This is a genomic window from Agrococcus jejuensis (assembly GCF_007679035.1).
Taxonomy (GTDB): domain Bacteria; phylum Actinomycetota; class Actinomycetes; order Actinomycetales; family Microbacteriaceae; genus Agrococcus; species Agrococcus jejuensis_A.
Window position 1 is genome coordinate 981355 of sequence record NZ_VEFR01000001.1, and the last position, 24005, is coordinate 1005359.

A 24005-nucleotide genomic window follows, 5' to 3' on the forward strand; every position below is an offset into this window, starting at 1 on the left:
CGTGGTGCATGCTCGAACCATGGACGATCTGCACGTGCCGCCCGGCCCGGGCGCACCGCACGGCCTGCGCATCGCCTCGGCCGAGCTGCGCGAGCAGTTCTCCCACGCGTCCGGCCCGGGCGGGCAGGGCGTGAACACGACCGACTCGCGCGTGCAGCTCTCGATCGACCTCGCCACGACGGAGGCGCTCACCGACACGCAGCGAGCCCGCGCCCTCGCGCGGCTCGCACCGCGACTGGCGGGCACGGTGCTCACGATCGCGGCCGCCGAGCAGCGGTCGCAGCGCCAGAACCGCGTCGCCGCGCGCGAGCGCCTCGCGACGCTGCTGCGCGAGGCGATCATGCCCGCGACGCCTCGGCGAGCGACGCGGCCGACGAGGGGCTCCCAGCGCCGCAGGCTCGAGGAGAAGCGGCAGCGTTCCGAGACGAAGCGCGGTCGCGGCCGACCGACGTTGGACTAGCGTCTCAGTCCCTCGCCTGCTGACTCCCCCAGATGGCTCCGCCCTGCGCGAGGTCGTCGATGCTCGCGGTGATCACGGGCGCAGCCTCCTCGTCGATCGTGAAGGCGATGGTGACGTCGGCGCCGTGCTCGACGCCGCCGAGCGTCGCGTCGCACGCGTCCAGCTCGCGCCGCACCGCGCCCTCGAGCGCGTAGGGCACCGTCACGGCGAGATCGACCGTGCGCCGCATCGGCACGAGCGTCGCCTGCTGCAGCGCCGTCGACACCGCCGTCGAGTACGCGCGCACCAGGCCGCCCGCGCCCAGCTTGATGCCGCCGTAGTACCGCACGACGGTGGCGAGGACGCCCTCGAGGTCGTTGTGCCGCAGCACGTCCATCATCGGCCGCGCGGCCGTGCCCGACGGCTCGCCATCGTCGACCGCCGCCGACTCGCCACCGGCGACGAGCGCCCAGCACACGTGCGCCGCATCCGGATGCTGCGCCCGCAGCTCGGCGACGATCCGCACGGCCTCGTCGCGCCCGGCGACGGGCTCGATGCGCCCGAGGAAGCGGCTGCGCTTGACGACGAGCTCGCTGTCGGCGGCGGCGAGGAGGCTGGATGGCATGGCGGGCTCGGACGGGGACGGCTCCCCGCTGCGACGCTACCGGAGGGTCGCGACGTTCCTAGGTGGTCCACAGGCGCATCGGGTGGTCGACCGAGACTCGCCGGGGAGGCTGGAGGCTTGGCGTGCCGCCGCCCTGCAGACTCGGCGCACGACCACGGAGCGCGAACGCGAAGGAATGGATGCATGCCGATGGACCTCGACCAGCTCGACGCCCTGCTCGACACCCGCACCGGCCCGCTGACGGTCGGCGCGGAGCCGCCCACCGAGACGATCTGCATCCCGGGCTACAACTGACGCCCGCGCTGGGGCGGCCGAGGCCGAGGACGCGTACGTCCAGTGGCGCGCGGGCGACCCCGCGCCCGTGCGCGCGTTCCTCGTCGGCCGCGCAGGCCTCGCCGAGCCGAGCGCGGACGCCATCGTCCGCGTGCTCGAGGCGCAGCGCCCCGGCACCGGGAGCGCAGCATGAGCCGCGACGACGATGGCCGCACGCCCAGCGCTGCCCGCGCCGCAGCCGACGACGCGTCGCTGCCGGATCCCGAGACCATCGATCCCGAGACCGGGACCGACGACGACGACGCTCCGGTCGAGAACCCCTCCGGCTAGCCGATTCGACTGACGCCCTCCGCACCGATGAGGGCGGGTGGCGGAGCCTCTCAGCCGGACGCGCGACCCCGGCGGAGGGCAGCGGCGAGATACGGCGCCGTCGCGCTCGTCGTCGACGTCGCGACGTGCTCGGGCACGCCCTCGGCGACGACGGTGCCGCCCGCCTCGCCGGCGCCCGGCCCGAGGTCGATCACCCAGTCCGCCTGGGCCACGACGCGCATGTCGTGCTCGACGAGGATCACGGTGTTGCCGCCGTCCACGAGCCGCTGCAGGTGCTCGAGCAGGCGATCGGCGTCGGCCGGATGCAGGCCCGACGTCGGCTCGTCGAGCAGGTAGAGCGTGTCGCCGCTGGGAGCGCGACGCAGCTCGGCTGCGAGCTTCACACGCTGCGCCTCGCCGCCCGACAGCTCGGTCGCCGGCTGCCCGAGGGCGACGTAGCCGAGGCCGACGTCGAGCAGCGCATCGAGGTGCCGTACCACCTCGGGATCGTCGAACGCCGCGCGCGCGTCGACGACGCTCAGCGCGAGCACGTCGGCGATCGACCGTCCGTCGAGCTGGACCTCGAGGGTCTCGGGGTCGTAGCGGGTGCCACCGCACGCCGAGCACGGCGCGTGCACCGTCGGCAGGAACAGCAGCTCGACCTCCATCGTGCCCTCGCCCTTGCAGGTCGAGCAGCGACCCTCGGGCCGATTGAACGAGAAGCGTCCGGCGCCGTAGCGCCGCCTGCGAGCCTCCGGCGTCGCGGCGAACAGCGTGCGGACGCGGTCGAACAGCCCCGTGTAGGTCGCGACGTTGGATCGCGGCGTGCGACCGATGGGGCGCTGGCTCACCTGCACGACGCGCCGCAGCCGCCCCTCCGGACCCGTCGCACGCCCCGTCGTCGACGACGGTGGCGGCCCGAGGATGAGGTCGCCACCCTCCTCCGCATCGGCCTCGTCCTCGTCGTCGGCACCGAGCAGGTCGGGGATCGCCTGCGTCACGAGCGACGACTTGCCGGAGCCGGAGACGCCGGTGACGGCGGTGAGCGCGCCGAGCGGGATGTCGACCGACAGGCCGCGCACGGTGTGCCGGTGCACGTCGACGAGCTCGAGATGCTCGGTCGCGGTCCGCCGGGTCCGGGGCGATGGCGCCTCGGCGTCGCCGACGAGGTAGCGACGCGTGACCGACTCCTCGACGTCGTGCAGCCCGTCGAGCGGCCCCGAGTACACGACCCTGCCACCGGCCGAGCCGGCACCGGGGCCGATGTCGACGATCCAGTCGGCCGCGCGGATCACGTCGAGCGAGTGCTCGACGGTGAAGACCGAGTTGCCGGCGTCGCGCAGGCCGGCGAGGATGCCGAGCAGCGCCTCGGTGTCGGCGGGGTGGAGGCCGGCCGAGGGCTCGTCGAGCACGTAGACGACGCCGAAGAGGCGCGAGAGCACCTGGGTCGCGAGCCGCATGCGCTGCAGCTCGCCCGACGAGAGCGTGGGCGTCGCCCGGTCGAGCGACAGGTAGCCGAGGCCGAGGTCGACGATCGGCGCGATGCGCGCGAGCGCCTCCCCCGCCAGCCGCTGCGCCGCGAGCCGGCGCTCGGGCGCCATCGGGCCGCGCTCGTCCGACGGCGTCCAGTCGGGGTCGAGCGCTCGCTCCACGAGCCCGGCGACGTCGTCGAGGGGCATCGCGGCGATCTGCGTGATGTCGTGGCCCTCGAACGAGACCGCGAGCGCCTCCTGTCGCAGACGCCGCCCGCCGCACTCGGGGCAGACCACGCTCACCATGAAGCCCGCCGCCTTCTCGCGCATCCGCGCGCTCTTCGACCCCGCGAAGGTGTCGAGCACGTAGCGGCGCACGCCGACGAACGAGCTCATGTACGACGGCTCGTCGCCTGCCTCGACCGCAGCCCACACCTGCCGCGGCGTGAGGCCGCGGTAGACGGGCACCTGCGGCGTCTCCTGCGTGTGGAGCGCCCACTCGCGCCGCTCGGCCGGGATGTCGCGCCACGGCACGTCGGGGTCGTAGCCAAGCGAGACGAGGCTGTCGCGCAGCTGCTGCCCGTGCCAGGCCGTCGGCCAGGCGGCGAGCGCCCCCTCGGCGATCGTGAGGGCGTCGTCGGGCACCATGCGCGACTCGGGCACGTCGTAGACCCGGCCGATGCCGTGGCAGGTGGGGCATGCGCCCTGCACCGTGTTCGCCGAGAAGTCCTCGGCGAGCAGCATCGGCGCGCCCTCGGGATAGGTGCCGACGCGCGACAGCAGCATGCGCACGACGTTGCCGATCGTCGTCGCGCTGCCGACCGTGGACCTCGCGCTGCCCGCCGACCGCTGCTGCGGCAGCGCGACGGCCGGGGGCAGCCCCTCGATGCCGTCGACGTCGGGCACGCTCGCCTGGCTCATGAGGCGCCTGGCGTAGGGCGCGACCGACTCGAAGTAGCGGCGCTGCGACTCCGCGTAGATCGTGCCGAAGGCGAGCGAGCTCTTGCCGGACCCGGAGACGCCCGTGAACACGACCACCGCGTCGCGCGGGATGTCGACGGCGACGTCGACGAGGTTGTGCGTCCTGGCGCCGCGCACCGCGACGTGGTCGGGGACGGTCCTGCGTCGCGCCTGCTGCTCCACGGTGTCCCTCGCCCCTCGTCGCGGCGGTCGGCTCGTGGCCGGCACGCCACCTCCAGCCTGACAGCCGCCGCCGCCCACCGGTTCCGCGGCGAGCGACGGCGTAGGCTGCGCACGCTCGCGCGGCGCCGATGGCTAGCTCGGCTCGAGCAGCGCCAGGCGCGTGCGCGCGAGCAGGAAGGCGCCGAAGGTCGCGAGCCCGACGGCGATGAGCACGAGCAGCACGACGCCCAGCGGCACGTCGAGCAGCGAGCGCAGCGCGCCGTCGAGCCCGGTGGCGCGATGCGTGTCGCCGGTCACGACCGCCGTCACCACGACGACGCCGACGATGCCGAGCGCGACGCCCTTCGCGACGTAGCCGATCGTGCCGAGCACGAGCACGAGCCGTCGCCAGGCGCCCGTGGGCACGCGGATGAGCTTCGTGAAGGTGCCGCGGATGCCGATGCTCGCGAAGCCGATGCCGAAGCCGAGCACGGTGAGCCCGATCGCGAGCAGGATGAGGACGCCCGTCTGCGTGCGCAGCAGCGCGTCGGCGATGCGCGCGACGTCGTCGCCGCTCGGGCCGGTGGCACCGAGCGCGACGAGCAGCGCGCTGCCGCCGAGCGCGAGGTACACGACGCCCTTGGCGGCCTCGACGACGCGCCTCCCCCACCGCACGAGTCGGCGCGGCGCATCGATGAGCACGAGCGCCTGCGTCAGCTGCCATGCGGCGAGGGTCAGCAGCCCGACGACCGCCGCCCACAGCAGCACGCGGCCGAGCGTCGTGCTCGCGAGCTGGTGCAGCACCCCCGACTGCGAGACGGAGGTGCCGTCGGCGTCGCCGAACGCGAGGCGCAGGGCGATGCCGGCGAGCAGCAGGTGGATGAGGCCGTTGAGGGCGAAGCCCGAGCGTGCGACGCGACGGAATCGGCGGATGCTGCGCGCACCCCTCGCCGAGGACGTGTCGCTCGTGCGTGCCGCGGTCATCCCCACCCTTCCCCGTCGGCGGCTGCGGCGCGGGATCGAGCGATCGCGCGACGGCCGAAGGCCGAGACTACGCGGCGCGTGGCCCATCCCGCGCAGCTGCCGTGCTGCGACGCAACGGGTCGCGGAGACGACGCGGGCCGAGGATCGTGGAGGGCATGAGCGACACCATCAGCGGCAGCATCGGCGATCCCACCGGCGCCGACCCCGACTTCGTCACCGATCCCGAGACGGAGGAGCCGGTGACCGACGGGTCCGCGCCGGCCGAGCGCGACGGCGACGACGGCGTCGAGCCTGAGGAGTACGCCTCGCCGACGTAGCGGATCGCCCGCCAGTCGGGCGCCGGTCGCCGCATCCAGGAGGATGGGCAGGTGACCGACGCGGAGGAGACGATGGTGCGACGATCGATGGCCCTGGCCGCCAGGGCGTGCCGAGCGCGCTGCCTCGACCGCGCAGGGGCGCCCTCGTGCTGAGGCTGCTGCGTCGCGCAGCCGCCACTCGCGACTCGACGGCCGCCGCGCCCGACGCGTCGCCGCGCGAGGCCGCTGCGGCGCTCGACGCACCGCGACGACGGAACCCCGTCATGATCGGCTTCCTCGCCACGATCGGCGGCCTCCTCGCGATCCTGCTCGGCATCGCCGCCCAGTCGCTGTCGTCGGTGCTCGTCGTCGTCGCGCTCGGCCTGTTCCTGGCGCTCGGGCTCGACCCGGTCGTGCAGCGACTGTGCGGGCTCGGGATGCGCAGAGGATGGGCGACGCTCATCACGGCAGCGGCCTTCGCAGGCGTCGTGGCGGGCATCGTCGCGCTCGTCGTGCCGACCGTCGTCGACCAGGTCGGCCGATTCGTGCGCGCACTGCCTGCGGAGTTCGAGGACTTCCGCGACTCCGCCGTCTACGACTGGGCGACGGAGACGTTCGGCACGAGCATCTCCGACATCACGGCCCAGGCGCAGGACTTCCTCGGCGACCCGCAGCGCCTCGCGGAGATCGGCGGCGGCATCCTCGACGTCGGCGCGACGATCGTGTCCGGGGTGTCGAACACGCTCATCGCGGTGGTGCTCACCCTGTACTTCCTCGCGACGCTGCCGACCGTGAAGCGCGCGTTCGTCGGCATGATGCCCGCCCGCGACCGACCGCGCGTCGCCGAGCTCACGGAGGACGTCGCGGGCTCCGTGGGCGGCTTCCTGAGCGGCATGGTGGTGCTCGCCGCGGCGAACGCCGTCGCCTCGTTCCTGCTGCTGCTCGCGCTGGGCTCGCCGTTCGCGGCGCTGCTCGCGGCGCTCGCGTTCTTCGTGACCCTCATCCCCCTCGTCGGCACCGTGCTCTTCTGGGTCGTCGGGTCGCTCGCCGCGCTGACCATCAGCCCGTTCGCCGGCATCGCGTTCGCGGTCGTCTACCTCGTGTACATGCAGGTCGAGGCGTACCTGCTCACGCCGCGGGTGATGAACAAGACGGTCGCTGTGCCCGGGGTGCTCGTCATCATCGGCGCCCTCGTGGGCGGCACGCTGCTCGGCCTGCTGGGCGCGCTCGTCGCGGTGCCCGTCACGGCTGCGCTGCTGATCATCTACCGCAAGGTGCTGAAGCCCATCCAGGACGCGAAGGTCTGAGGCCGGGCGCGCGCCGGGTCCGGATCGACGGATCCATCGGGGCCGTCGGGGTCGGGTCATCGCGGAGGCGCGACCTCCAGGACGACCTTCCCGTAGTGACCGCCGTCGCGCAGGATCGCGTGACCCCGTGCCGCGTCGGCGAGCGGCATGCGGGCGTGGATGGGCACGGCGATGCGGCCGGACTCGAGCAGCGGCCATGCGAGCCGCTGCACGGCCTCGAGGATGCGGCCCTTGTCGGCGACCGACCGCGAGCGCACCGTCGTGCCGATGATGCGCGCCCGCTTCGCCATGAGGGCGCCGAGGTCGAGGGAGCCCGAGGAGCCGCGCATCGTGCCGATCACCACGACGCGACCGAACTCGCGCAGCATGCGCACGTTGTCGTCGAGCGCGTCGCCGCCGAGCACGTCGAGCACGATGTCGGCGCCGCCCTCGTCGCCGACGGCCCGCACGAGGTCGACGGCGTGGCGATCCCACGCGGCGGCCGCGCCGAGGCCGCGCAGGCGCTCGGCACCCTCCGCGGAGCCCGCGACCGCGAGCACCCGGGCACCGGCAGCGGCCGCGAACTGCGTCGCGAAGGTGCCCACGCCGCCGGTCGCGCCGTGGATCAGCACCGTCTGCGCCTCCTCGGCGTCGTCGTCTGCCGTTCCGATGCGCATGCCGCCCTCGAGCACGAGGTTCGAGACGACCGTGGCCGCGACCTCGATGACGCCTGCCGCGTCGACGAGGTCGACGCCGTGGGGCACGGGCAGCAGCTGGGCCGTCGGCACGGCCACGACGTCGGCGTAGCCGCCGCCTGCGAGCAGCGCGACGACGGGCTCGCCGGTGTCGCGGCGGTAGCCGGACACCTCGAGGCCCGGCACCTCGGAGGCGCCTGCGGGCGGCGGGTAGTGGCCGGCGACCTGCGCGAGGTCGGCACGGTTGACGCCGGCCGCGACGACGTCGACCAGCACCTCGCCGGCCGCGGCCGTCGGCTCGTCGACCTCGACGAGCGTCATGCGGTGATCGTCGGTCACGGTGATGGCGCGCATGCACCGAACCTAGCCGCCAGTCTCGCGGCGCCGAGGCTGCGACGACCGCGCTGGACCTCGACGCGGCAAAGAGCATGCGCGCGGGGATGCCAGGATCGACACGACGATGCCTGCGACTCCAGCACCTCCGGCGGCCCGCCCCGCGCCCGCCCGCATCCCGTTGCTGCGCGCGCTGCACGACGCGTTGCTCGCCCGCATGGGCCCGCAGGGGTGGTGGCCCGCCGAGACCCGGTTCGAGATGATGCTCGGCGCCGTGCTCGTGCAGCACACCCGATGGGAGAACGCCGCGCTCAGCCTCGGTCGACTGGGTGAGAAGGGACTGCTCGATGCCGCCGCCCTCGCCGCGGCGTCGCCGGAGGACCTCGTGCCGATGCTGCGGCGCAGCGGCTTCATGATGGCGAAGGGCCGCGCGATCATCGCGCTCGCGCAGTGGACGGTGCGTGAGGGCGGCGAGCACGGCCTGCTCGAGCATCACGACGACGCGGCGTTGCGCGCCTCGCTGCTGCAGGTGACGGGGGTCGGCCCCGAGACCGCCGACGTCATCGCCCTGTACGCGTTCGAACGGCCCGCGTTCGTCGCGGATGCCTACGCGTGGCGGTTGCTCAGCGGGCTCGGGCTCGAGCTGCCGCGCCCCTACGAGGCGCTACGACGCCGGCTCGCCCCGCTCGTCGACGAGACCGACCTCACGGTCACCGAGCTGCAGGAGCTGCACGCGCTCATCGACGAGTTCGGCAGGCTCGCCGCCCGAGACGCGTCGCTCGTCGAGTCGCTGCGCGGCGAGATCGTGGCGATGGGCGCCTCGGTCAGACGTTGAAGCGGAACTCCACCACGTCGCCGTCGACCATCGTGTAGTCCTTGCCCTCGATGCGCACGCGGCCCTTGGCCTTCGCGTCGGCCATCGTGCCGGCGGCGTCGAGGTCGTCGAACGAGACGACCTCAGCCTTGATGAAGCCCTTCTCGAAGTCCGTGTGGATGACGCCGGCCGCCTGCGGCGCGGTCCATCCCTTGCGGATCGTCCAGGCGCGCGACTCCTTCGGTCCCGCGGTCAGGTAGGTCTGCAGGCCGAGCGTGTCGAAGCCGATGCGGGCGAGCTGGTCGAGGCCCGACTCGTCCTGGCCGAGCGACTGCAGCAGCTCGAGCGCCTCGTCGGGCTCCAGGTCGACGAGCTCCGACTCGACCTTCGCGTCGAGGAACACGGCCTTCGCGGGCGCGACGAGCGCCGAGAGCTCGGCCTTGCGCGCGTCGTCGGTGAGCACCGCCTCGTCGACGTTGAACACGAACAGCATGGGCTTGGCGGTCATGAGGCCGAACTCGCGCAGCAGCGTCAGGTCGACGTCGGATGCCGACAGCAGCTCGCCGGCGTCGAGCACGGCCTTCGCCTGCTGGGCGGCGGCGAGCACGGCGGGGTCCGCCTTCTTGCCGCGCACCTCCTTCTCGAGGCGCGTGATCGCCTTCTCGAGCGTCTGCATGTCGGCGAGCGCGAGCTCGGTGTTGATCGTCTCGAGGTCGCTCGCCGGGTTCACCGCACCGGCGACGTGCACGACGTCGCCATCGGCGAAGCCGCGCACGACCTGCGCGATCGCGTCGGCCTCGCGGATGTTCGCGAGGAACTGGTTGCCGAGGCCCTCGCCCTCGCTGGCGCCGGCGACGATGCCTGCGATGTCGACGAACGACACCGTGGCGGGCAGGATCTTCGCGGATCCGTGGATCTCGGCGAGGCGCTCGAGGCGCGGGTCGGGCAGCTCCACCACGCCGACGTTGGGCTCGATGGTGGCGAACGGGTAGTTCGCCGCCAGCACCGAGTTCTTGGTCAGTGCGTTGAAGAGGGTCGACTTGCCCACGTTGGGGAGTCCGACGATGCCGATCGTGAGTGCCACGAGGAACGAGCCTACCGGCGGTGCCGCGGCGGCCCGGCCAGTCGCGCCTCGACGCCGACCGCGGTCGGCGCGAGAGGATGGCGCGATGAGCGCCGCACCCGGTCCCCCGACCCTGCCCGACGACTGGACGTCGCGAGCGCCGGAGCCCGGCGACGTCGATGCGCTCGTGCGTCTGCACGACGACGCGCTCGCAGCAGCCGGCCGCCCCGCGCCGGCCGATCGCGCGCACGAGACGGCACGCGTCGAGGAGCTCGTCGCGGGGCCGAGCTCGTGGACGAGACGCCAGCTCGTCGCCGGCCCCGAGGGCGAGGCGCCCGCAGCGTGGGCGACCGTGCACGACCGCGCGGCCGGACGCACGACCGTCGCGCTCGAGGTCGCGGGTCCCGACCGCGTCGCCGCCGACGTCGCCGACGCAGCGGCCGCCGCGATGCTCGCCTGGGCTGCGGACGCGGCCATCGGCATCGCGCGGCTGCGCGGCGTCGAGCGGACGCAGCTCGACGCGAGCGCCCACAGCGCCGACGCACGCAGCCACCGGTGGCTCGAGCGCGCCGGCTACCGGCACGTGCGCACCTGGCTGCAGATGTCGAGGCCCGTGACGCCCACCGACGCACCCGCGCCCGAGCCGCGGCCGGGCGTCACGGTGCGGCGCGTCGCGACCTCGGCATCCGGCATCCCCGTCGCCGCCGACCTGCAGGCCGTGCACCTCGTGCTCGAGCAGTCGTTCGCTGACCACTTCAACTCCTATCGCGAGTCGTTCCCCGAGTTCATCGCCCGGCTCCGCGAGGACCAGGGCCACCGCTGGGACCACTGGTGGATCGCGGAGGTCGCGATGGACGACGGCGCCGTGCTGCCGGGCGGCGCGCTCGTCGCCTCGGCGATGGCGGCCGACGCGAGCGGTGCACGCGGCACGTACGTCGAGTACATCGGCGTGCACCGCCGCGCGCGGGGCCGCGGCGTGGCGAAGGCGCTGCTCGCAGCCGTGGTCGCGGATGCCGCCGATCGCGACCGCGCGCACGTCGCGCTCGAGGTCGACCGCGACTCCCCCACGGGCGCCGACGGCCTGTACCGCGCGCTGGGCTGGACGACGGCGCACGAGACGGAGTCGTGGCACGCCGACGTCGCCGTCGAGCCCGGCGAGGACGCCTGATCGAGGACGCCCTGCGACATCGGATCGCGAGGAATGCTCGCAGGTGGACGCGAGTTGACTGTCGGCATGCAGGTTGAGATCTGGTCCGACATCGCGTGCCCCTGGTGCTACATCGGCAAGCGTCGCTTCGAGGAGGCGCTCGCGCAGTTCCCCCACCGCGACGACGTCGAGGTGTCGTACCGGTCGTACCAGCTCGACCCCACGCTCCCCGAGCACTACGACGGCACCGAGGCCGAGTACCTCGCCAGCCGCAAGGGCATCCCGGTCGAGCAGGCCGAGCAGATGTTCGCCCACGTCGCGCAGCAGGCCCGCACCGTCGGCCTCGCCTACGACTTCGAGGCGCTCGTCGTCGCCAACAGCATGAAGGCGCACCAGATCCTGCATCTCGCCAAGGAGCACGGCGTGCAGTCCGAGGTGAAGGAGGCGCTCCTCGCCGCCCACTTCGAGCAGGGCCGCGACATCGGCGACGAGCGGATGCTCGAGTGCGTCGCATCCGCCGAGGGCGTGCCCGCCGACGCCATCACGCAGGAGCTCCAGACCGGCTCGCGCATCCCCGCCGTGCAGCAGGACATCGCCGAGGCTCGTGCGCTCGGCATCCAGGGCGTGCCGATGGTCGTGCTGGACCGGAAGTTCGGCGTCTCGGGCGCGCAGCCGACGGAGGTCTTCCTCAACGCCCTCACGCAGGCGTACGCCGCGAGCACGCCGCTGCAGACCGTCGGCGCCGCCGACGGCGAGGTGTGCGGCCCCGACGGCTGCGCCTGATCGCTGCCGCGATGTGACGCGCAGCGGGCCGCCGAGGGAGATCTTCCCTCTGCGGCCCGCTGCGCATCATCCCGCGACCATCCTCGACTGACCCGCGCGCGAATCCGCACGTGAGCGAGACCTCAGACGCATCCTGCGCTCGAGGCCCTGCTCACGTGCGGATTCGACGCGCTATCCCACCCGCACGCGCGTCGGCGTGACGCGCGCGATCATGCGCAGGTGCCCCTCGTCGTCGGGCGGCAGCGGCTCGCCGTCGTACTTCACGGCCAGCTGCGTCGCGAGCGACGACGTGGGGTCGTCGGCGAGCTCGACCGTGCCGCGCACCTCGAGGAAGTGCTCGGGGTCGACGCGCGACGTGATGAGCAGGCTCACGCGATGGTCGCGGCGGATGTTCTGCGTCTTGCGCAGGTGACGCTTCATGGGGATGAGCAGCGTGTCCCCGTCGCGACCCACCCACACGGCCGTCACCTGCGGCGAGCCGTCGGGCTCGATGGTCGCGAGCGCCGCGACGTTGGGCTCGTCGAGCAGGTCGGCCGCCTGATCCGGGATGCGGATGCTGCTCACGCCGCACCCTCGGGCTCCTGCGAGCCCTCCATGACGGCGATGACGTTGCCGGCCGGATCGGTCGTCCACGCGATGTCGGGACCTCGACCGCCGCCGTGCACGATGCCGCGCTCGTCGTGGTGGAACCCGTCGTACCGCAGGAACTCGGCGCCCCTGCCGACGAGATCGTCGATCGCGGCGGGCAGGTCGGGCACGACGAGGTTGAGGATCGTGAACGCGGCGGGCGCATGGTCGGGCTTCGGGTAGGCGAGCACGTGCCCGCCGCCGGGCAGCGCGAGCGTGAGCATGCCGCGCTCCTCCTTGACGACGAGGCCGAGCACGTCGCGGTAGAACGTCGCAGCGGCGTCGATGTCGGGCACGGCGAAGCCGCTGAAGCCTTCGATGTAGTCGGGCATGGGAGCCACCTCCTGGCTCGACTCTCGTGCAGCGGCGGCCGGTCCGCAACGGGGCCGTGCACCGCTCGCGGCCGCCCGCCAGCGGTGGCAGGATGCGAACGTGACCGCCCTCGAGCCGCTCGGCGTCAGCACGCACGCGCCGTCGCTGGGTGGGCGCAGCGTGCTCAGCCAACGGTGGAGCGACGTCGTCTTCCTGCACTGGCGCATCGCACCCGAGCTCGTGGCGCCGCACCTCCCGCCCGGCTGCGTGCCCGACGTCCACGACGGCACGTCGTGGATCGGCCTCATCGCCTTCCGCATGTCGCGCAGCGCGTTCCTCGGCGGCCCACCTGTGCCGTGGCTCGGCGACTTCCCCGAGGTCAACGTGCGCCTCTACGCCGTCGACGGCCTCGGCCGCCGCAGCGTCGTCTTCGCCAGCCTCGATGCCGCGCACCTCGTGCCCGTGCTCGCCGCGCAGGCGCTCTTCGGGCTGCCCTACCGATGGGCGTCGATGCGCCACGGTCGCAGGGGCGACCTCGTCGCCTACCGCACGCGTCGCCACGGGGCGTCGGCGGCCGCATCGCATCTCATCGTGCGCCCCGATCCGACCGCCGACGCGGATGCGTCGTTGCGGGACGACCCGCTCGCGACGTTCCTCACCGGTCGCTGGGCGTTCCACGAGCGCCACCTCGGCCGCACCATCCTGTGCCGCAGCGAGCACGAGCCGTGGCCGCTGCAGCACGCGCGCCTCGAGCACCTCGACGACGCCTTGCTCGCGACCGCGGGGTTCCCCGGCATCGCCGAGCGACCGCCGGAGAGCGTGCTGTTCGCGCCGACGGTCGCGACGCGCTTCGGCACGCCGCACGCCCTCGGAGCCCCCACGACCCCCTCGCCCCCGTCCCCGGTCGGGGAGTAGCGTCGCGCCATGGCGAAGCGCGCGGTGGTCCGGGTGCACGGCACCGTGCAGGGCGTCGGATTCCGCTGGGCTGCGAGGGACGAGGCGCAGCGCCTCGGCGTCGCGGGCTCGGCCCGCAACCTGCTCGACGGCTCGGTCGAGGTGGTCGTCGAGGGCGACGACGCTGCCGTCGACGACATGCTCGGCTGGCTGCGGCAGGGACCACCCTCGGCGTCGGTCACGGGCATCGACGCCGTCGCGGAGGAACCGCACGGAGCCTCGGGATTCGTCATCCGCTGATCCACCGAAGGAGGACGCGCATGGACGCGTGGCGCACGATCGACGACCGGCTGCACGCGTGGTTCGCGGCGCCGTCGCACGCTGCAGGCGCGGCGCTGCTGCCACGCATCGTCGCGATCGCGGGGCGCGTCGTCGACGTCGACGTGCGCGCCGGCGGCGTGCGCGTGCGGCTCGATCGGGAGGATGCGAGCCTCTCGCCCGCCATCTCGGCCGCCGCCGACGAGCTGGGCCTCTCCCCCGCGCCGCACGCGCTGCAGGCCATGCGCGTCGTGCTCGAGACGCCCGACCCGGACCGCGTCGCGCCGTTCTGGGCGCTCGCGCTCGGCTACGACCGCGAGGGCGCCGTGCTGCGCGATCCCTGGCGCCGCGACCTGCCGCTCGTGCTCGAGCACGACCGCGAGGCGCGCCCGCTGCGCGATCGCATCCACGTCGACGTCGTGCGGCCGAGCGCCGCGATCCAGTCGATCGTCGACGCCGTCGGCCCCGCGACCGGCCCGTACGGGCTGCGGCACGCGGATCCCGACGGCATCGAGGTCGACGCCGTGCCCGGCGACCCGCTCGCGGGCGCGGAGGACTGGTGGACGCTGTTCGCCGCCGTCGCCCGCTACGCCACGACGCCCGAGCAGGCCGTCGTGCTCGCCGAGCGCGCTGCATCCCTCGCCGACGAGGCGGGCGAGCGGCTCGGCATCGACGTGCGCCCGGGGTCGGTGACGCTCGACGGGGGCAAGGACGTCTGGGAGGACGACGACGGCGCCCGCCCCGCCTTCGTCGCGCTCGCCGCCGCCGTGCAGCGGGCGGCGCGGGACCTCGGCGCGACGCCGCTGCCCGCGGACCTGCGCTTCGTGCAGCTGGGCTTCGACGCCGTCGACGTCGCGGGATCGCGATCGATCTGGCGAGCGCTGCTCGCCGCGGAGCGCGACCCGCGCGAGCACGTCACCGACCTCGTCGACCCGCTCGGCCTCGGGCACGTGCTCTTCCTGCAGGACCTGGATGCGGACGAGACCGAGCGTCGAGCGCAGCGCCCGCGCGTGCGCGTGGAGGTGCTGGTGCCAGCCGACGCGCTCGACGCGCGACTCGACGCGATCGTCGCAGCTGGCGGACGCGTGCTCGAGCACCGCGACGGACGCGCGACGATCGCCGACGCCGACGGGCCGATCGCCGTGCTCGTGGCGGGCTAGGCGCCTGCTGCTCGCGTCGCCCGGCGCCGCTGCGCCGACCGGAACATCAGCAGCCACACGACCGCCACCACGACGGAGGCGCCCGCGAGCACGAGCGCACGCGGCCCCGTGACGTCGGCCCCGGCGATCGCGACCGACAGCACCGCCTGGGCGACGCCCGCCGTGATCCACCGCTGCCACCAGGCGCCGGTGCCGAGGTAGCCGAGCAGCACCGACAGCGCGAGCGAGAGCACGAGCGTGGCGACGATCGTCGCGCCATCGTCGAGCTCGAGGCGCCACGCCGCCCAGACGAGGCCGACGCCGAGGCTCGCACCCATGCGTCCCAGTCGCGGCTCGACGAGCGGCTGCAGCGTGCCGCGCCAGCCGAGCTCGAGCGCGAACGCGAGCGGGATCGCGGCGAGCCAGAGCGGCAGCACGTCGACGGGCGCCGACGACGGCGCCGGCACGAGCAGCCACCCGATCCACGTGAGCGCGGCGAGCGCCGCCGCGGCGACGGCGCCGAGGATCGTGTGGGCGACGAGCTGCCGGCGCGGCACGGGCGCCGGGAGCATGATCGCGAGGGTGCGACGGCCGACGAGCCAGGTCACGCCTGCGGCGAAGGCCGGCACGAGCCACACGAGCGACGCCTGCAGCACCGTCGCGTCGGGCACGAACGCCCGCATGGCGCCGCCGGCGGAGAACGCGGCGACCACGTAGGCCGCCACCGCCCACCAGGGGCTCATCGCTCCTCCGCGAGCCCCAGCTCGACGAGCTCGGTGATGAGGTCGCCGTAGCCGATGCCCGTCGCGCCCCACGCGAGGGGGAACATCGAGATCGTGGTGAAGCCGGGCATGGTGTTGATCTCGTTCACGACGACGCCGTGCTCGTCGGAGACGAAGAAGTCGACGCGCGCCAGCCCGGAGCCCTCGATGGCCTCGAACGCTCGGATCGCCGTCTGCTGCACCGCGGCGAGCATGCGCTCGTCGAGGTCGGCCGGGCAGACGACCTTCGCGCGGTCGGGGTCGACGTACTTCGCGTCGAAGTCGTAGAACTCGCCCGGCCGCAGCACGATCTCGCCGGGCAGCGACGCGCGGGGCATCGCCCCGTCACGGCCCTGCAGCACGGCCACCTCGACCTCGCGGCCCGGGCATCCCGCCTCGATGAGCACGCGGGAGTCCTCGGCGAACGCCTCGCGCATGGCGCCGTCGAGGTCGATGAGCGACGTGACGCGCGAGACGCCCACGCTCGAGCCGGCGCGTGCCGGCTTCACGAACAGCGGCAGCGTGAGGTCGCCCAGGCGCGTGCGGATCGACTCGGGGTCGGACTCCCACTCGCGCCGCTGCACCGTGATCCACGGCGCGACCGTGATGCCCGCGTGCGCGAGCACGGTCTTCGTGAAGTGCTTGTCCATGCCGACGGCGCTCGCGAGCACGCCGTTGCCGACGTACGGGATGCCGGCGAGCTCGAGCATGCCCTGCACGGTGCCGTCCTCGCCGAAGCGGCCGTGGAGGATCGGGAACACGACGTCGACGTCGCCGAGCGAGCGCAGCGCACCCTCGGCATCGACGGCGACGAGCTCGCGCGAGTCGGTCGTGGCGGGCAGCAGCACGCGGTCGCCGTCGCCCACCTCGGGCATGCGGTCGAGCGTCATCGACTCGGGGTCGTCGGGCTGCAGCACGAGCGCGCCCGAGCGGGTGATGCCGATCGGCACCACGTCGAAGCGGTCGCGGTCGATGTGGGCGAGCACGCTGCCTGCGGTGGCGCACGAGATCGCGTGCTCGCTCGAACGGCCGCCGAAGAGCAGGGCGACGCGGATGCGGTCGGTCACGAGAGCATCTCCAGGGTGGGCTCGGCGTCGTCGGTCGTGAGGTGCGGGGCGATGTCCTTCGGATCCATCGCCTCGTCGATCACGAGCCGCACCTGCTCGAGGATGGGCATCGGGATGCCGCGGGCGGCGGCGAGCTCGGCGACGGGCGCGATCGACGACAGGCCCTCGGCGACCTGGTTCATGCGCGCGACGACGTCCTGCCGCGAGTAGCCGAGGCCGAGCAGTCGGCCCGCGGTGAAGTTGCGCGACAGGGGCGACGCGCAGGTGGCGATGAGGTCGCCGAGGCCCGCGAGCCCCTGCATCGTCTCGGGCTTCGCGCCGTGCGCGACGGCGAAGGCCGTGAGCTCCGCGAGGCCGCGGGTGATGATCGACGCCTTCGTGTTCTCGCCGTAGCCGACGCCGTCGACGATGCCGATCGCCACGGCGACGAGGTTCTTCAGCACGCCGCCGAACTCGGTGCCGATGACGTCGTCGTTGACGAACGAGTGGAAGTAGTCGTTGCGGGCGACGCGGGCGACGGCCTTCGCCGTCTCGATGTCGCTGCACGAGACGACGGCCGCGGTGGGATGCTCCTGCGCGATCTCGAGCGCGAGGTTCGGGCCCGACACGACGGCGACGCGCTCGGGGCCGACGTGCGCGGCCTCGGCGATGACCTCGCTCATGCGCAGGCGCGAGCCCGCCTCGACGCCCTTCATGAGGCTCACGAGCGGCACGCCCTCCGGCAGCACGGGCAGCAGGCTCGCGAGCGTGGCGCGCAGCTGCTGGCTCGGCACGGCGAGGTAGACCTGCTGCGCCCCCGCGACCGCGGCGGCCGCATCCGACGTCGCCGTGAGCGAGTCCGGCAGCGTGATGCCGGGCAGGTAGCGCGTGTTGCGCCGCGACTCCGCGATCTCGCGCGCCGCCTCGGGCCTGCGCGCCCACATCGTCACGCGGTTGCCGCCGTCGGCGAGCACCTTCGCGAACGTCGTGCCCCACGATCCGGCTCCGAGCACCGCGACGTCAGCCATCGAACCGTCCCGTCTCGCTCTGCCCGCGCTTCGCGGGATCCCAGCGCTCGGCGGGCGGCTCGGCGCCGCGCAGCTCGCCGAGCATGCCCGTGATCGTCTGCATGACGGCCTCGGTCGCACCCAGCAGCGTGGCCTGGTCGAGAGATCCCCTGCGGTACGCGTCGAGGTCGACGGGCTCGCCGAAGACCACGTCGATGCGCTTGCGCGGGAACGGCCGGATGCCCTTGGCGTACCGGGGCATGAGCTCCTGGGCACCCCAGTGGGCGACGGGGATGACGGGCACGCCGGCCTGCAGCGCCATGCGCACGGCACCCGTCTTGCCCCGCATGGGCCACAGCTCGGGGTCGCGGGTGAGCGTGCCCTCCGGGTAGATGATGACGGCGAGCTCGTCGGCGACGAGGGCTCGCGCGGCCGCCATCGGGTCGGCGCCGCGGGCGATGCCGCCGCGGTCGACCGGGATCTGGCCCGTCGCGCGCATGATCCGGCCGAGCAGAGGCACGCGGAACAGGCTCTCCTTGGCCAGGAACCGCGGCGCCCGTCCCGCCTTCCACACGGCGGTGCCGACCACGAGCGGGTCGATCTCGCTGTAGTGGTTCGGGGCGAGCACGAACGCGCCGCGCTGCGGCAGTCGCTCCGCGTGATGCAGGCGCACGTCGGCGACGGCCGTGATGAACGGCACGACCGCGCCGGCGAGCACCCGGAACGCGGGCGTGCGCTCGCTGCGGCGGGGCATGGTCATCCGTCGACGCGGAAGTCGGCTCCGAGCACCTGCAGCTTCTCGATGAAGCGCTCGTAGCCGCGCGCGATGATGCCGACGTTCGAGATGCGCGACTCGCCCTCGGCCGTCAGCGCGGCCACGAGGTGGCTGAAGCCGCCGCGCAGGTCGGGCACCACGATGTCGGCGCCGCGCAGCGAGACCGGCCCTGCGATGACCGCGGAGTGCTGGTAGTTGCGCTGGCCGAAGCGGCACGCGTGGCTGCCGAGGCACTCGGTGTGGATCTGGATCGTCGCGCCCATGTCGACGAGCGCCTCCGTGAAGCCGAAGCGCTGCTCGTAGACCGTCTCGTGCACGATCGAGATGCCCTTGGCCTTCGCGAGCGCCACGACGAGCGGCTGCTGCCAGTCGGTCATGAAGCCGGGGTGCACGTCGGTCTCGACGACGACGGGCTTGAGGTCGCCGCCCGGGTGCCAGAAGCGGATGCCGTCGTCCTCGATCTCGAACGCACCGCCGACCTTGCGGTAGACGTTGAGGAACGTCGTCATCTCCTGCTGGCGGGCGCCGCCGACGAAGATGTCGCCGCCGGTGGCGAGCGCCGCGCAGGCCCACGATGCGGCCTCGTTGCGGTCGAACAGCGCGGTGTGGCTGTAGCCGACGAGGTGGTCGACGCCCTCGATGCGGATCGTGCGGTCGGTGTCGACCTGGATCTCGGCACCCATCTTCTGCAGGATCGCGATGAGGTCGAGGATCTCGGGCTCGACGGCGGCGTTCGACAGCTCGGTGCGGCCCTTGGCGCGCGTCGCGGTCAGCAGCACCTGCTCGGTCGCGCCGACCGACGGGTACGGCAGCGTCACCTTGGCGCCGTGCAGGCCGTCGGGCGCCGTCATGCGGATGCCGGTGGGCAGCTTGTCGACGACGGCACCGAAGTTGCGCAGCACCTCGAGGTGGTAGTCGATGGGGCGATCGCCGATGTGGCAGCCGCCGAGGTCGGGGATGAACGCCTCGCCGAGCCGGTGCAGCAGCGGTCCGCAGAAGAGGATCGGGATGCGGCTCGAGCCGGCGTGCGCGTTGATCGAGGTCTCGTGCGCGCTCTCGACGTTCGCAGGGTCGAGGCGCATGGTGTCGCCGAGGGTCTCGACGGCCACGCCGTGGATCTCGAGCAGGCCGCGCACGACGCGCACGTCGCTGATCTCGGGCACCGAGCGGAGCTCGGAGGGGGTGTCTGCGAGCAGGGCCGCGACCATCGCCTTCGTGACGAGGTTCTTCGCGCCCTTCATCTCGATGCGTCCCTGCAGCGGCTTGCCGCCGCGCACCGTGAGGGCGTCGACGTCGAGGCCGATGGTCCGCGCAGCGGTCGCGGAGAGCTGGTCGGCGTTCACTTGGTTCCCGTCTGCACCGGCAGCGTCCTCGGCATCCACGCGGGACGCGTGGCCTCGAAGGCGGTGATCCGCTCCTCGTCGCGCAGCGTGAGCGCGATGTCGTCGAGGCCCTCGAGGAGGCGCCAGCGCGTGTAGTCGTCGATCTGGAAGTCGATCGTCTCGTCGCCGATCGTCACGGTACGAGCAACGAGATCGACGGTGGTCTGCATTCCCGGGCTCGCCTCCGCGGCAGCCCAGAGGCGCTCGACGGCCTCCTCGGGGATGACGCCGGTGAGCAGGCCCTGCTTGCCCGAGTTGCCGCGGAAGATCTCGCCGAAGCGGGGGCTGAGCACGGCGGTGATGCCGAAGTCGCGCAGCGCCCACACGGCGTGCTCGCGACTGGAGCCCGTGCCGAAGTCGGGACCCGTCACGAGGATGCCGCCGTGGCGGTAGGGCTCCTGGTTGAGCACGAACGAGGGGTCCTGGCGCCAGTGGTGGAAGAGCGCGTCGTCGTAGCCCGTCTTCGTGACGCGCTTGAGGAACACGGCCGGGATGATCTGGTCGGTGTCGGTGTTCGACGACCGCAGCGGGATGATCGGGCCGGTCAGGGTCGAGATCTGCTCCATCAGGCCACCGCCTCCTCTGCGGCGCGCAGGTCGTCCTGCGCGAGGTCCCACGGGCTCGAGAGCGTGCCGCGGATCGCGGTCGCCGCGGCGACGAGCGGCGACACGAGATGCGTGCGCCCGCCCTTGCCCTGCCGGCCCTCGAAGTTGCGGTTCGACGTCGATGCGCACCGCTCGCCGGGAGCGAGCTGGTCGGGGTTCATGCCGAGGCACATCGAGCAGCCTGCGAAGCGCCACTCGGCGCCGAAGTCCGTGAAGACCCGGTCGAGCCCCTCGGCCTCGGCCTCGAGGCGCACGCGTGCCGAGCCCGGCACGACCATGACGCGCAGGCCCTCGGCCTTGTGCTTGCCGCGCAGGATGTCGGCGGCGGCGCGCAGGTCCTCCATGCGGGAGTTCGTGCACGAGCCGATGAACACCGTGTCGACCTTGACGTCCTTGAGGGGCGTGCCGGGTGCGAGGTCCATGTAGGCGAGCGCCTTCTCGGCGGCGGCGCGATCCTGCGGGTCCGAGAACGACGCGGGATCCGGCACGGCCTCCGACAGCGGCGAGCCCTGGCCGGGGTTGGTGCCCCAGGTCACGAACGGCTCGAGCTCGTTCGCGTCGATGACGATCTCGGCGTCGAAGACGGCGTCGTCGTCGGTGGGCAGCGTCTTCCAGTACTCGACCGCCGCATCCCAGTCGGCGCCCTTCGGCGCGTGGTCGCGGCCCTCGATGTAGTCGAACGTCGTCTGGTCGGGCGCGACCATGCCGGCGCGAGCACCGGCCTCGATCGACATGTTGCAGATCGTCATGCGGCCCTCGATCGAGAGCGCGCGGATCGCCGAGCCGCGGTACTCGAACACGTAGCCGGCGCCGCCGCCCGTGCCGATCCGCGCGATGACGGCCAGGATGATGTCCTTCGCCGTCACGCCGGGGCGCAGCTCGCCCTCGACCGTGATCGCCATGGTCTTGAACGGCTTGAGCGGGAGCGTCTGCGTGGCCATGACGTGCTCGACCTCGCTCGTGCCGATGCCGAACGCCATCGCGCCGAACGCGCCGTGCGTCGAGGTGTGCGAGTCGCCGCAGACGACGGTGATGCCCGGCATCGTGAGCCCCAGCTGGGGGCCGACGATGTGCACGATGCCCTGCTCCTTGTCGCCGAGCGAGTGGATGCGCACGCCGAACTCGGCGGCGTTGTCGCGCAGCGTCGAGATCTGCTTCGCGCTCGTCGGATCCTGGATCGGCTTGTCGATGTCGATCGTCGGGGTGTTGTGATCCTCGGTCGCGACCGTGAGGTCGAGGCGGCGCAGGGGACGGTCCGCCTGGCGAAGGCCGTCGAAGGCCTGCGGGCTCGTGACCTCGTGCACGAGGTGGAGGTCGATGTAGATGAGGTCGGGCGAGCCGTCCTCCCCCTTGACGACGACGTGGTCGTCCCAGACCTTCTCAGCCAGCGTCCTGCCCATCGACCCTTCCCTCCTGCTCCAGTCCGCCAGTCTACGCCCGCACCCCATCGGGCCCCGTCGGGGTCCGCCGTGCGACGCCTGCCGTGGGCGCGGCTCGCGTCGCAGGCGGTGACCGGCGGTCGTTCGCGGCTGCGCTGCCGCCGAGACGGCGTGGGCCGGCGGACGCGACGGGCCTCGGCGCGCGCGACGATGGGTCGCGCCGAGGCCGCGCCGTCTCACAGGAGTCCCGCACTCGACCCGGCGAGGATGGACGGCATGCACGCGCCGGCTCCGAACGCCCTCGTCGTCCGCACCGATCGCAACGCGATCGACCGCTTCTTCCGCCCCCGCGTCATCGCCATCGCGATCTGCCTCGGCGTCATCGGCCTCTGCCTCGTGGGGCTCGTCGCCCTGCTGGTCTCGACGTCGACGTCGGGCGCGGGCCTCCCGTCGTCCTCGGCGACGATCGTGGTCATCGCGATCGCCGTGTCGACCACGTCGACGCTGCAGCTCGTGACGTTCGTGCGCCAGTGGCGTCGCATGCGTGCGATCGAGGTGCGCGTCGTCGCCGACGACGGCGGCCTGCGCGCGATCCTGCCCGGCCTCGACGCGCACGTGCCGTGGCACGCGGTGCATCACGCGCGCATCCAGGGCACCGGACCCCGTCATCGCATGACGGTCGACGTCGACGCCGGCGCGATCGTCGGCGTGCTGCCGGACTCGCAGCGCCGCCGCATCGCGAGGCGCGGGCTCTCGCTGAGCGCCCTCGGCATGCAGCCCGGGCTCGATGCCGTCGCGCACGCCGTCGTCGTCGGCACGCGCGGCCGCGTGCAGCCCGTCGCGGTCTGACGCGCGACGACGCACGCTGGCGCGGGGCACGACGCCGGTGCGAGGCTGGCGGGGATGACCGACATCCTCACGACCCACGCGGGCTCGCTCCCGCGCACGCCTGCGCTGCTCGCCGCGAACGCCGCCCGCCGCGTCGCCGACGACGGCTTCACGCTCGAGCGCTCCGACGAGCACGACGCCCTCGTGGCGGCCGCCGTCGCCGACGTCGTGGTGCGGCAGCGCGACGCCGGCATCCGGCTCGTGAACGACGGCGAGTACGGCAAGGCCATGTCGACGGCCGTCGACTACGGCGCGTGGTGGTCGTACGCGTTCCAGCGCGTCGCAGGGCTCTCGCTCACCGACGACGACGTGTACCGATCGGCGCACGTCGAGAGCGAGCCGGGCCGCATCCGCCTCACGTCCTTCCCGCACCGCCGCGACCGCGTCGCGTTCCCGGGCGCCTACGGCGACCCCGACGGCGTGCTCGCCGGCCGTCGAGCCGTGCAGTTCCCCGCGACGATGGGACCGCTGCGGTACGTCGGGCAGGATGCGGTGGCCGCCGACGCGCGCGCCCTGCGCGCAGCGGTCGACGCCGCGGGCGTCGAGGGCGGCTTCCTCACGGCTCTCTCCCCCGGCTCCGGCGCTCGCGTCGCGAACGACCACTACGCGACCGACGCGGAGCACGTGTGGGCATGGGCGGACGTGCTGCGCGAGGAGTACCTCGCGATCGTCGACGCCGGCCTCACGGTGCAGGTCGACGACCCGTCGCTCGCCGAGAGCTGGGATCAGATCTCGCCAGAGCCGTCGGTCGACGACTACCGCGCGTGGCTGCAGGTGCGCGTGGATGCGCTGCGGCACGCGCTGCGCGGCATCCCTGCCGAGCGCGTGCGCCTGCACGTGTGCTGGGGCTCGTGGCACGGGCCGCACGTCACCGACCTGGGGCTCGAGCACATCGTCGACCAGGTGCTCGAGATCGGCGCGGGCGCGATCTCGTTCGAGGCGGCGAACGTGCGGCACGAGCACGAGTGGCGCGTGTGGGAGCGCGTGTCGCTGCCCGACCACGTGCGGCTGCTGCCCGGGGTCGTGAGCCACGCGACGAACGTCGTCGAGCATCCGCGACTCGTCGCGGACCGCATCGAGCGCCTCGCCGGCATCGTCGGCCCCGAGCGGGTCGTCGCCTCGACGGACTGCGGCCTCGGCGGCCGCGTGCATCCGGAGATCGCCTGGGCGAAGCTCGCGGCGATCGGCGAGGGCGCGGCGCTCGCCCGCCCCTGACGCAGAATTGAGGTCT

26 protein-coding genes are annotated in these 24005 nt (G+C 73.4%); 12 read left to right on the forward strand and 14 right to left on the reverse strand.

Annotation, left to right across the window (positions count from 1 at the left end; all coding sequences use genetic code 11):
* The first annotated feature begins 19 nt into the window (after positions 1–19).
* The gene (arfB, locus tag FS793_RS04710) at positions 20–460 is read left to right on the forward strand and encodes an alternative ribosome rescue aminoacyl-tRNA hydrolase ArfB (protein WP_144719051.1); all 441 of its coding nucleotides are present in this window, start codon (positions 20–22) and stop codon (positions 458–460) included.
* A gap of 4 nt (positions 461–464) precedes the next feature.
* Here arfB and FS793_RS04715 read toward each other — a convergent pair whose 3' ends face one another.
* Complete coding sequence (locus tag FS793_RS04715; RefSeq protein ID WP_144719053.1) at positions 465–1064, reverse strand: IMPACT family protein; 600 nt, start codon at positions 1062–1064, stop codon at positions 465–467.
* A 462-nt stretch (positions 1065–1526) separates the two neighbouring features.
* Here FS793_RS04715 and FS793_RS16125 point away from each other — a divergent pair, with 462 nt between their 5' ends.
* On the forward strand, positions 1527–1667 hold the full coding sequence (locus FS793_RS16125) for a hypothetical protein (RefSeq protein ID WP_186329326.1): 141 nt from the start codon (positions 1527–1529) through the stop codon (positions 1665–1667).
* 50 nt (positions 1668–1717) lie between these two features.
* Here the strand turns inward: FS793_RS16125 and FS793_RS04720 are convergent, their stop codons facing one another.
* On the reverse strand, positions 1718–4261 hold the full coding sequence (locus tag FS793_RS04720; RefSeq protein WP_260980018.1) for an excinuclease ABC subunit UvrA: 2544 nt from the start codon (positions 4259–4261) through the stop codon (positions 1718–1720).
* A gap of 132 nt (positions 4262–4393) precedes the next feature.
* Entirely contained in the window at positions 4394–5224 is an 831-nt protein-coding gene (locus FS793_RS04725) for a DUF1206 domain-containing protein (RefSeq protein WP_186329327.1), read from the reverse strand.
* Between the two features lie 155 nt (positions 5225–5379).
* Between FS793_RS04725 and FS793_RS16130 the strand changes: the two genes are divergently transcribed.
* Together FS793_RS16130 and FS793_RS04730 are read left to right on the forward strand one after the other, a co-directional pair.
* Positions 5380–5541, forward strand: a complete 162-nt coding sequence (locus FS793_RS16130) for a hypothetical protein (protein ID WP_186329328.1) — start codon at positions 5380–5382, stop codon at positions 5539–5541.
* A gap of 146 nt (positions 5542–5687) precedes the next feature.
* Positions 5688–6827, forward strand: a complete 1140-nt coding sequence (locus FS793_RS04730) for an AI-2E family transporter (protein WP_260980019.1) — start codon at positions 5688–5690, stop codon at positions 6825–6827.
* A gap of 56 nt (positions 6828–6883) precedes the next feature.
* Here the strand turns inward: FS793_RS04730 and FS793_RS04735 are convergent, their stop codons facing one another.
* Complete coding sequence (locus FS793_RS04735) at positions 6884–7855, reverse strand: zinc-binding dehydrogenase (RefSeq protein WP_144719057.1); 972 nt, start codon at positions 7853–7855, stop codon at positions 6884–6886.
* Between the two features lie 106 nt (positions 7856–7961).
* Between FS793_RS04735 and FS793_RS04740 the strand changes: the two genes are divergently transcribed.
* On the forward strand, positions 7962–8669 hold the full coding sequence (locus FS793_RS04740) for an endonuclease III domain-containing protein (protein WP_144719059.1): 708 nt from the start codon (positions 7962–7964) through the stop codon (positions 8667–8669).
* On the opposite strand, the gene ychF is transcribed toward FS793_RS04740, so the two are convergent.
* Positions 8659–9732: a redox-regulated ATPase YchF gene (ychF, locus tag FS793_RS04745; protein WP_144719061.1), complete on the reverse strand. Its 1074-nt coding sequence runs from the start codon at positions 9730–9732 to the stop codon at positions 8659–8661. The two genes, FS793_RS04740 and ychF, sit on opposite strands and share 11 nt — an antisense overlap.
* Positions 9733–9817: 85 nt before the next feature.
* On the opposite strand from ychF, the gene FS793_RS04750 reads away from it, so the two are divergent.
* Both FS793_RS04750 and FS793_RS04755 read left to right on the forward strand, forming a co-directional pair.
* Entirely contained in the window at positions 9818–10879 is a 1062-nt protein-coding gene (locus FS793_RS04750) for a GNAT family N-acetyltransferase (protein ID WP_144719063.1), read from the forward strand.
* A gap of 66 nt (positions 10880–10945) precedes the next feature.
* Entirely contained in the window at positions 10946–11641 is a 696-nt protein-coding gene (locus FS793_RS04755) for a DsbA family oxidoreductase (protein WP_144719068.1), read from the forward strand.
* Between the two features lie 171 nt (positions 11642–11812).
* On the opposite strand, the gene FS793_RS04760 is transcribed toward FS793_RS04755, so the two are convergent.
* Both FS793_RS04760 and FS793_RS04765 read right to left on the reverse strand, forming a co-directional pair.
* Complete coding sequence (locus FS793_RS04760; RefSeq protein ID WP_222123692.1) at positions 11813–12205, reverse strand: PPOX class F420-dependent oxidoreductase; 393 nt, start codon at positions 12203–12205, stop codon at positions 11813–11815.
* Entirely contained in the window at positions 12202–12600 is a 399-nt protein-coding gene (locus FS793_RS04765) for a VOC family protein (RefSeq protein WP_144719069.1), read from the reverse strand. Before FS793_RS04765 ends, FS793_RS04760 begins: the two co-directional genes overlap by 4 nt.
* A gap of 100 nt (positions 12601–12700) precedes the next feature.
* On the opposite strand from FS793_RS04765, the gene FS793_RS04770 reads away from it, so the two are divergent.
* Genes FS793_RS04770 through FS793_RS04780 form a run of 3 tightly spaced genes read left to right on the forward strand, consistent with a single transcriptional unit; the run spans position 12701 to position 14952 of the window.
* Positions 12701–13495, forward strand: a complete 795-nt coding sequence (locus FS793_RS04770; protein WP_260980020.1) for a YqjF family protein — start codon at positions 12701–12703, stop codon at positions 13493–13495.
* Between the two features lie 9 nt (positions 13496–13504).
* Positions 13505–13774, forward strand: coding sequence for an acylphosphatase (locus FS793_RS04775; RefSeq protein ID WP_144719073.1), 270 nt, complete (start codon positions 13505–13507; stop codon positions 13772–13774).
* Between the two features lie 20 nt (positions 13775–13794).
* Positions 13795–14952 (forward strand): VOC family protein, encoded by a 1158-nt coding sequence (locus tag FS793_RS04780; RefSeq protein WP_144719075.1) that lies wholly within the window; start codon positions 13795–13797, stop codon positions 14950–14952.
* Here FS793_RS04780 and FS793_RS04785 read toward each other — a convergent pair.
* From FS793_RS04785 to leuC, 7 genes are all read right to left on the reverse strand, one after another.
* Positions 14949–15674, reverse strand: coding sequence for a hypothetical protein (locus tag FS793_RS04785; protein ID WP_144719077.1), 726 nt, complete (start codon positions 15672–15674; stop codon positions 14949–14951). The two genes, FS793_RS04780 and FS793_RS04785, sit on opposite strands and share 4 nt — an antisense overlap.
* Positions 15671–16759, reverse strand: coding sequence for a D-alanine--D-alanine ligase family protein (locus FS793_RS04790; protein WP_144719079.1), 1089 nt, complete (start codon positions 16757–16759; stop codon positions 15671–15673). The genes FS793_RS04785 and FS793_RS04790 overlap by 4 nt, the downstream gene beginning before the upstream one ends.
* On the reverse strand, positions 16756–17766 hold the full coding sequence (locus FS793_RS04795; RefSeq protein ID WP_144719081.1) for an NAD(P)H-dependent glycerol-3-phosphate dehydrogenase: 1011 nt from the start codon (positions 17764–17766) through the stop codon (positions 16756–16758). Before FS793_RS04795 ends, FS793_RS04790 begins: the two co-directional genes overlap by 4 nt.
* On the reverse strand, positions 17759–18505 hold the full coding sequence (locus tag FS793_RS04800; RefSeq protein WP_440130442.1) for a lysophospholipid acyltransferase family protein: 747 nt from the start codon (positions 18503–18505) through the stop codon (positions 17759–17761). Before FS793_RS04800 ends, FS793_RS04795 begins: the two co-directional genes overlap by 8 nt.
* On the reverse strand, positions 18502–19761 hold the full coding sequence (gene murA / locus FS793_RS04805) for a UDP-N-acetylglucosamine 1-carboxyvinyltransferase (protein ID WP_440130456.1): 1260 nt from the start codon (positions 19759–19761) through the stop codon (positions 18502–18504). The genes FS793_RS04800 and murA overlap by 4 nt, the downstream gene beginning before the upstream one ends.
* 98 nt (positions 19762–19859) lie before the next feature.
* Positions 19860–20468, reverse strand: a complete 609-nt coding sequence (leuD, locus tag FS793_RS04810; protein ID WP_144719083.1) for a 3-isopropylmalate dehydratase small subunit — start codon at positions 20466–20468, stop codon at positions 19860–19862.
* Complete coding sequence (gene leuC / locus FS793_RS04815; protein ID WP_144719085.1) at positions 20468–21907, reverse strand: 3-isopropylmalate dehydratase large subunit; 1440 nt, start codon at positions 21905–21907, stop codon at positions 20468–20470. The genes leuD and leuC overlap by 1 nt, the downstream gene beginning before the upstream one ends.
* 255 nt (positions 21908–22162) lie before the next feature.
* On the opposite strand from leuC, the gene FS793_RS04820 reads away from it, so the two are divergent.
* Positions 22163–22735: a hypothetical protein gene (locus FS793_RS04820; RefSeq protein ID WP_144719087.1), complete on the forward strand. Its 573-nt coding sequence runs from the start codon at positions 22163–22165 to the stop codon at positions 22733–22735.
* Positions 22736–22789: 54 nt separating this feature from the next.
* Positions 22790–23989: an epoxyalkane--coenzyme M transferase gene (locus FS793_RS04825; protein WP_144719089.1), complete on the forward strand. Its 1200-nt coding sequence runs from the start codon at positions 22790–22792 to the stop codon at positions 23987–23989.
* Positions 23990–24005 lie beyond the last annotated feature (16 nt).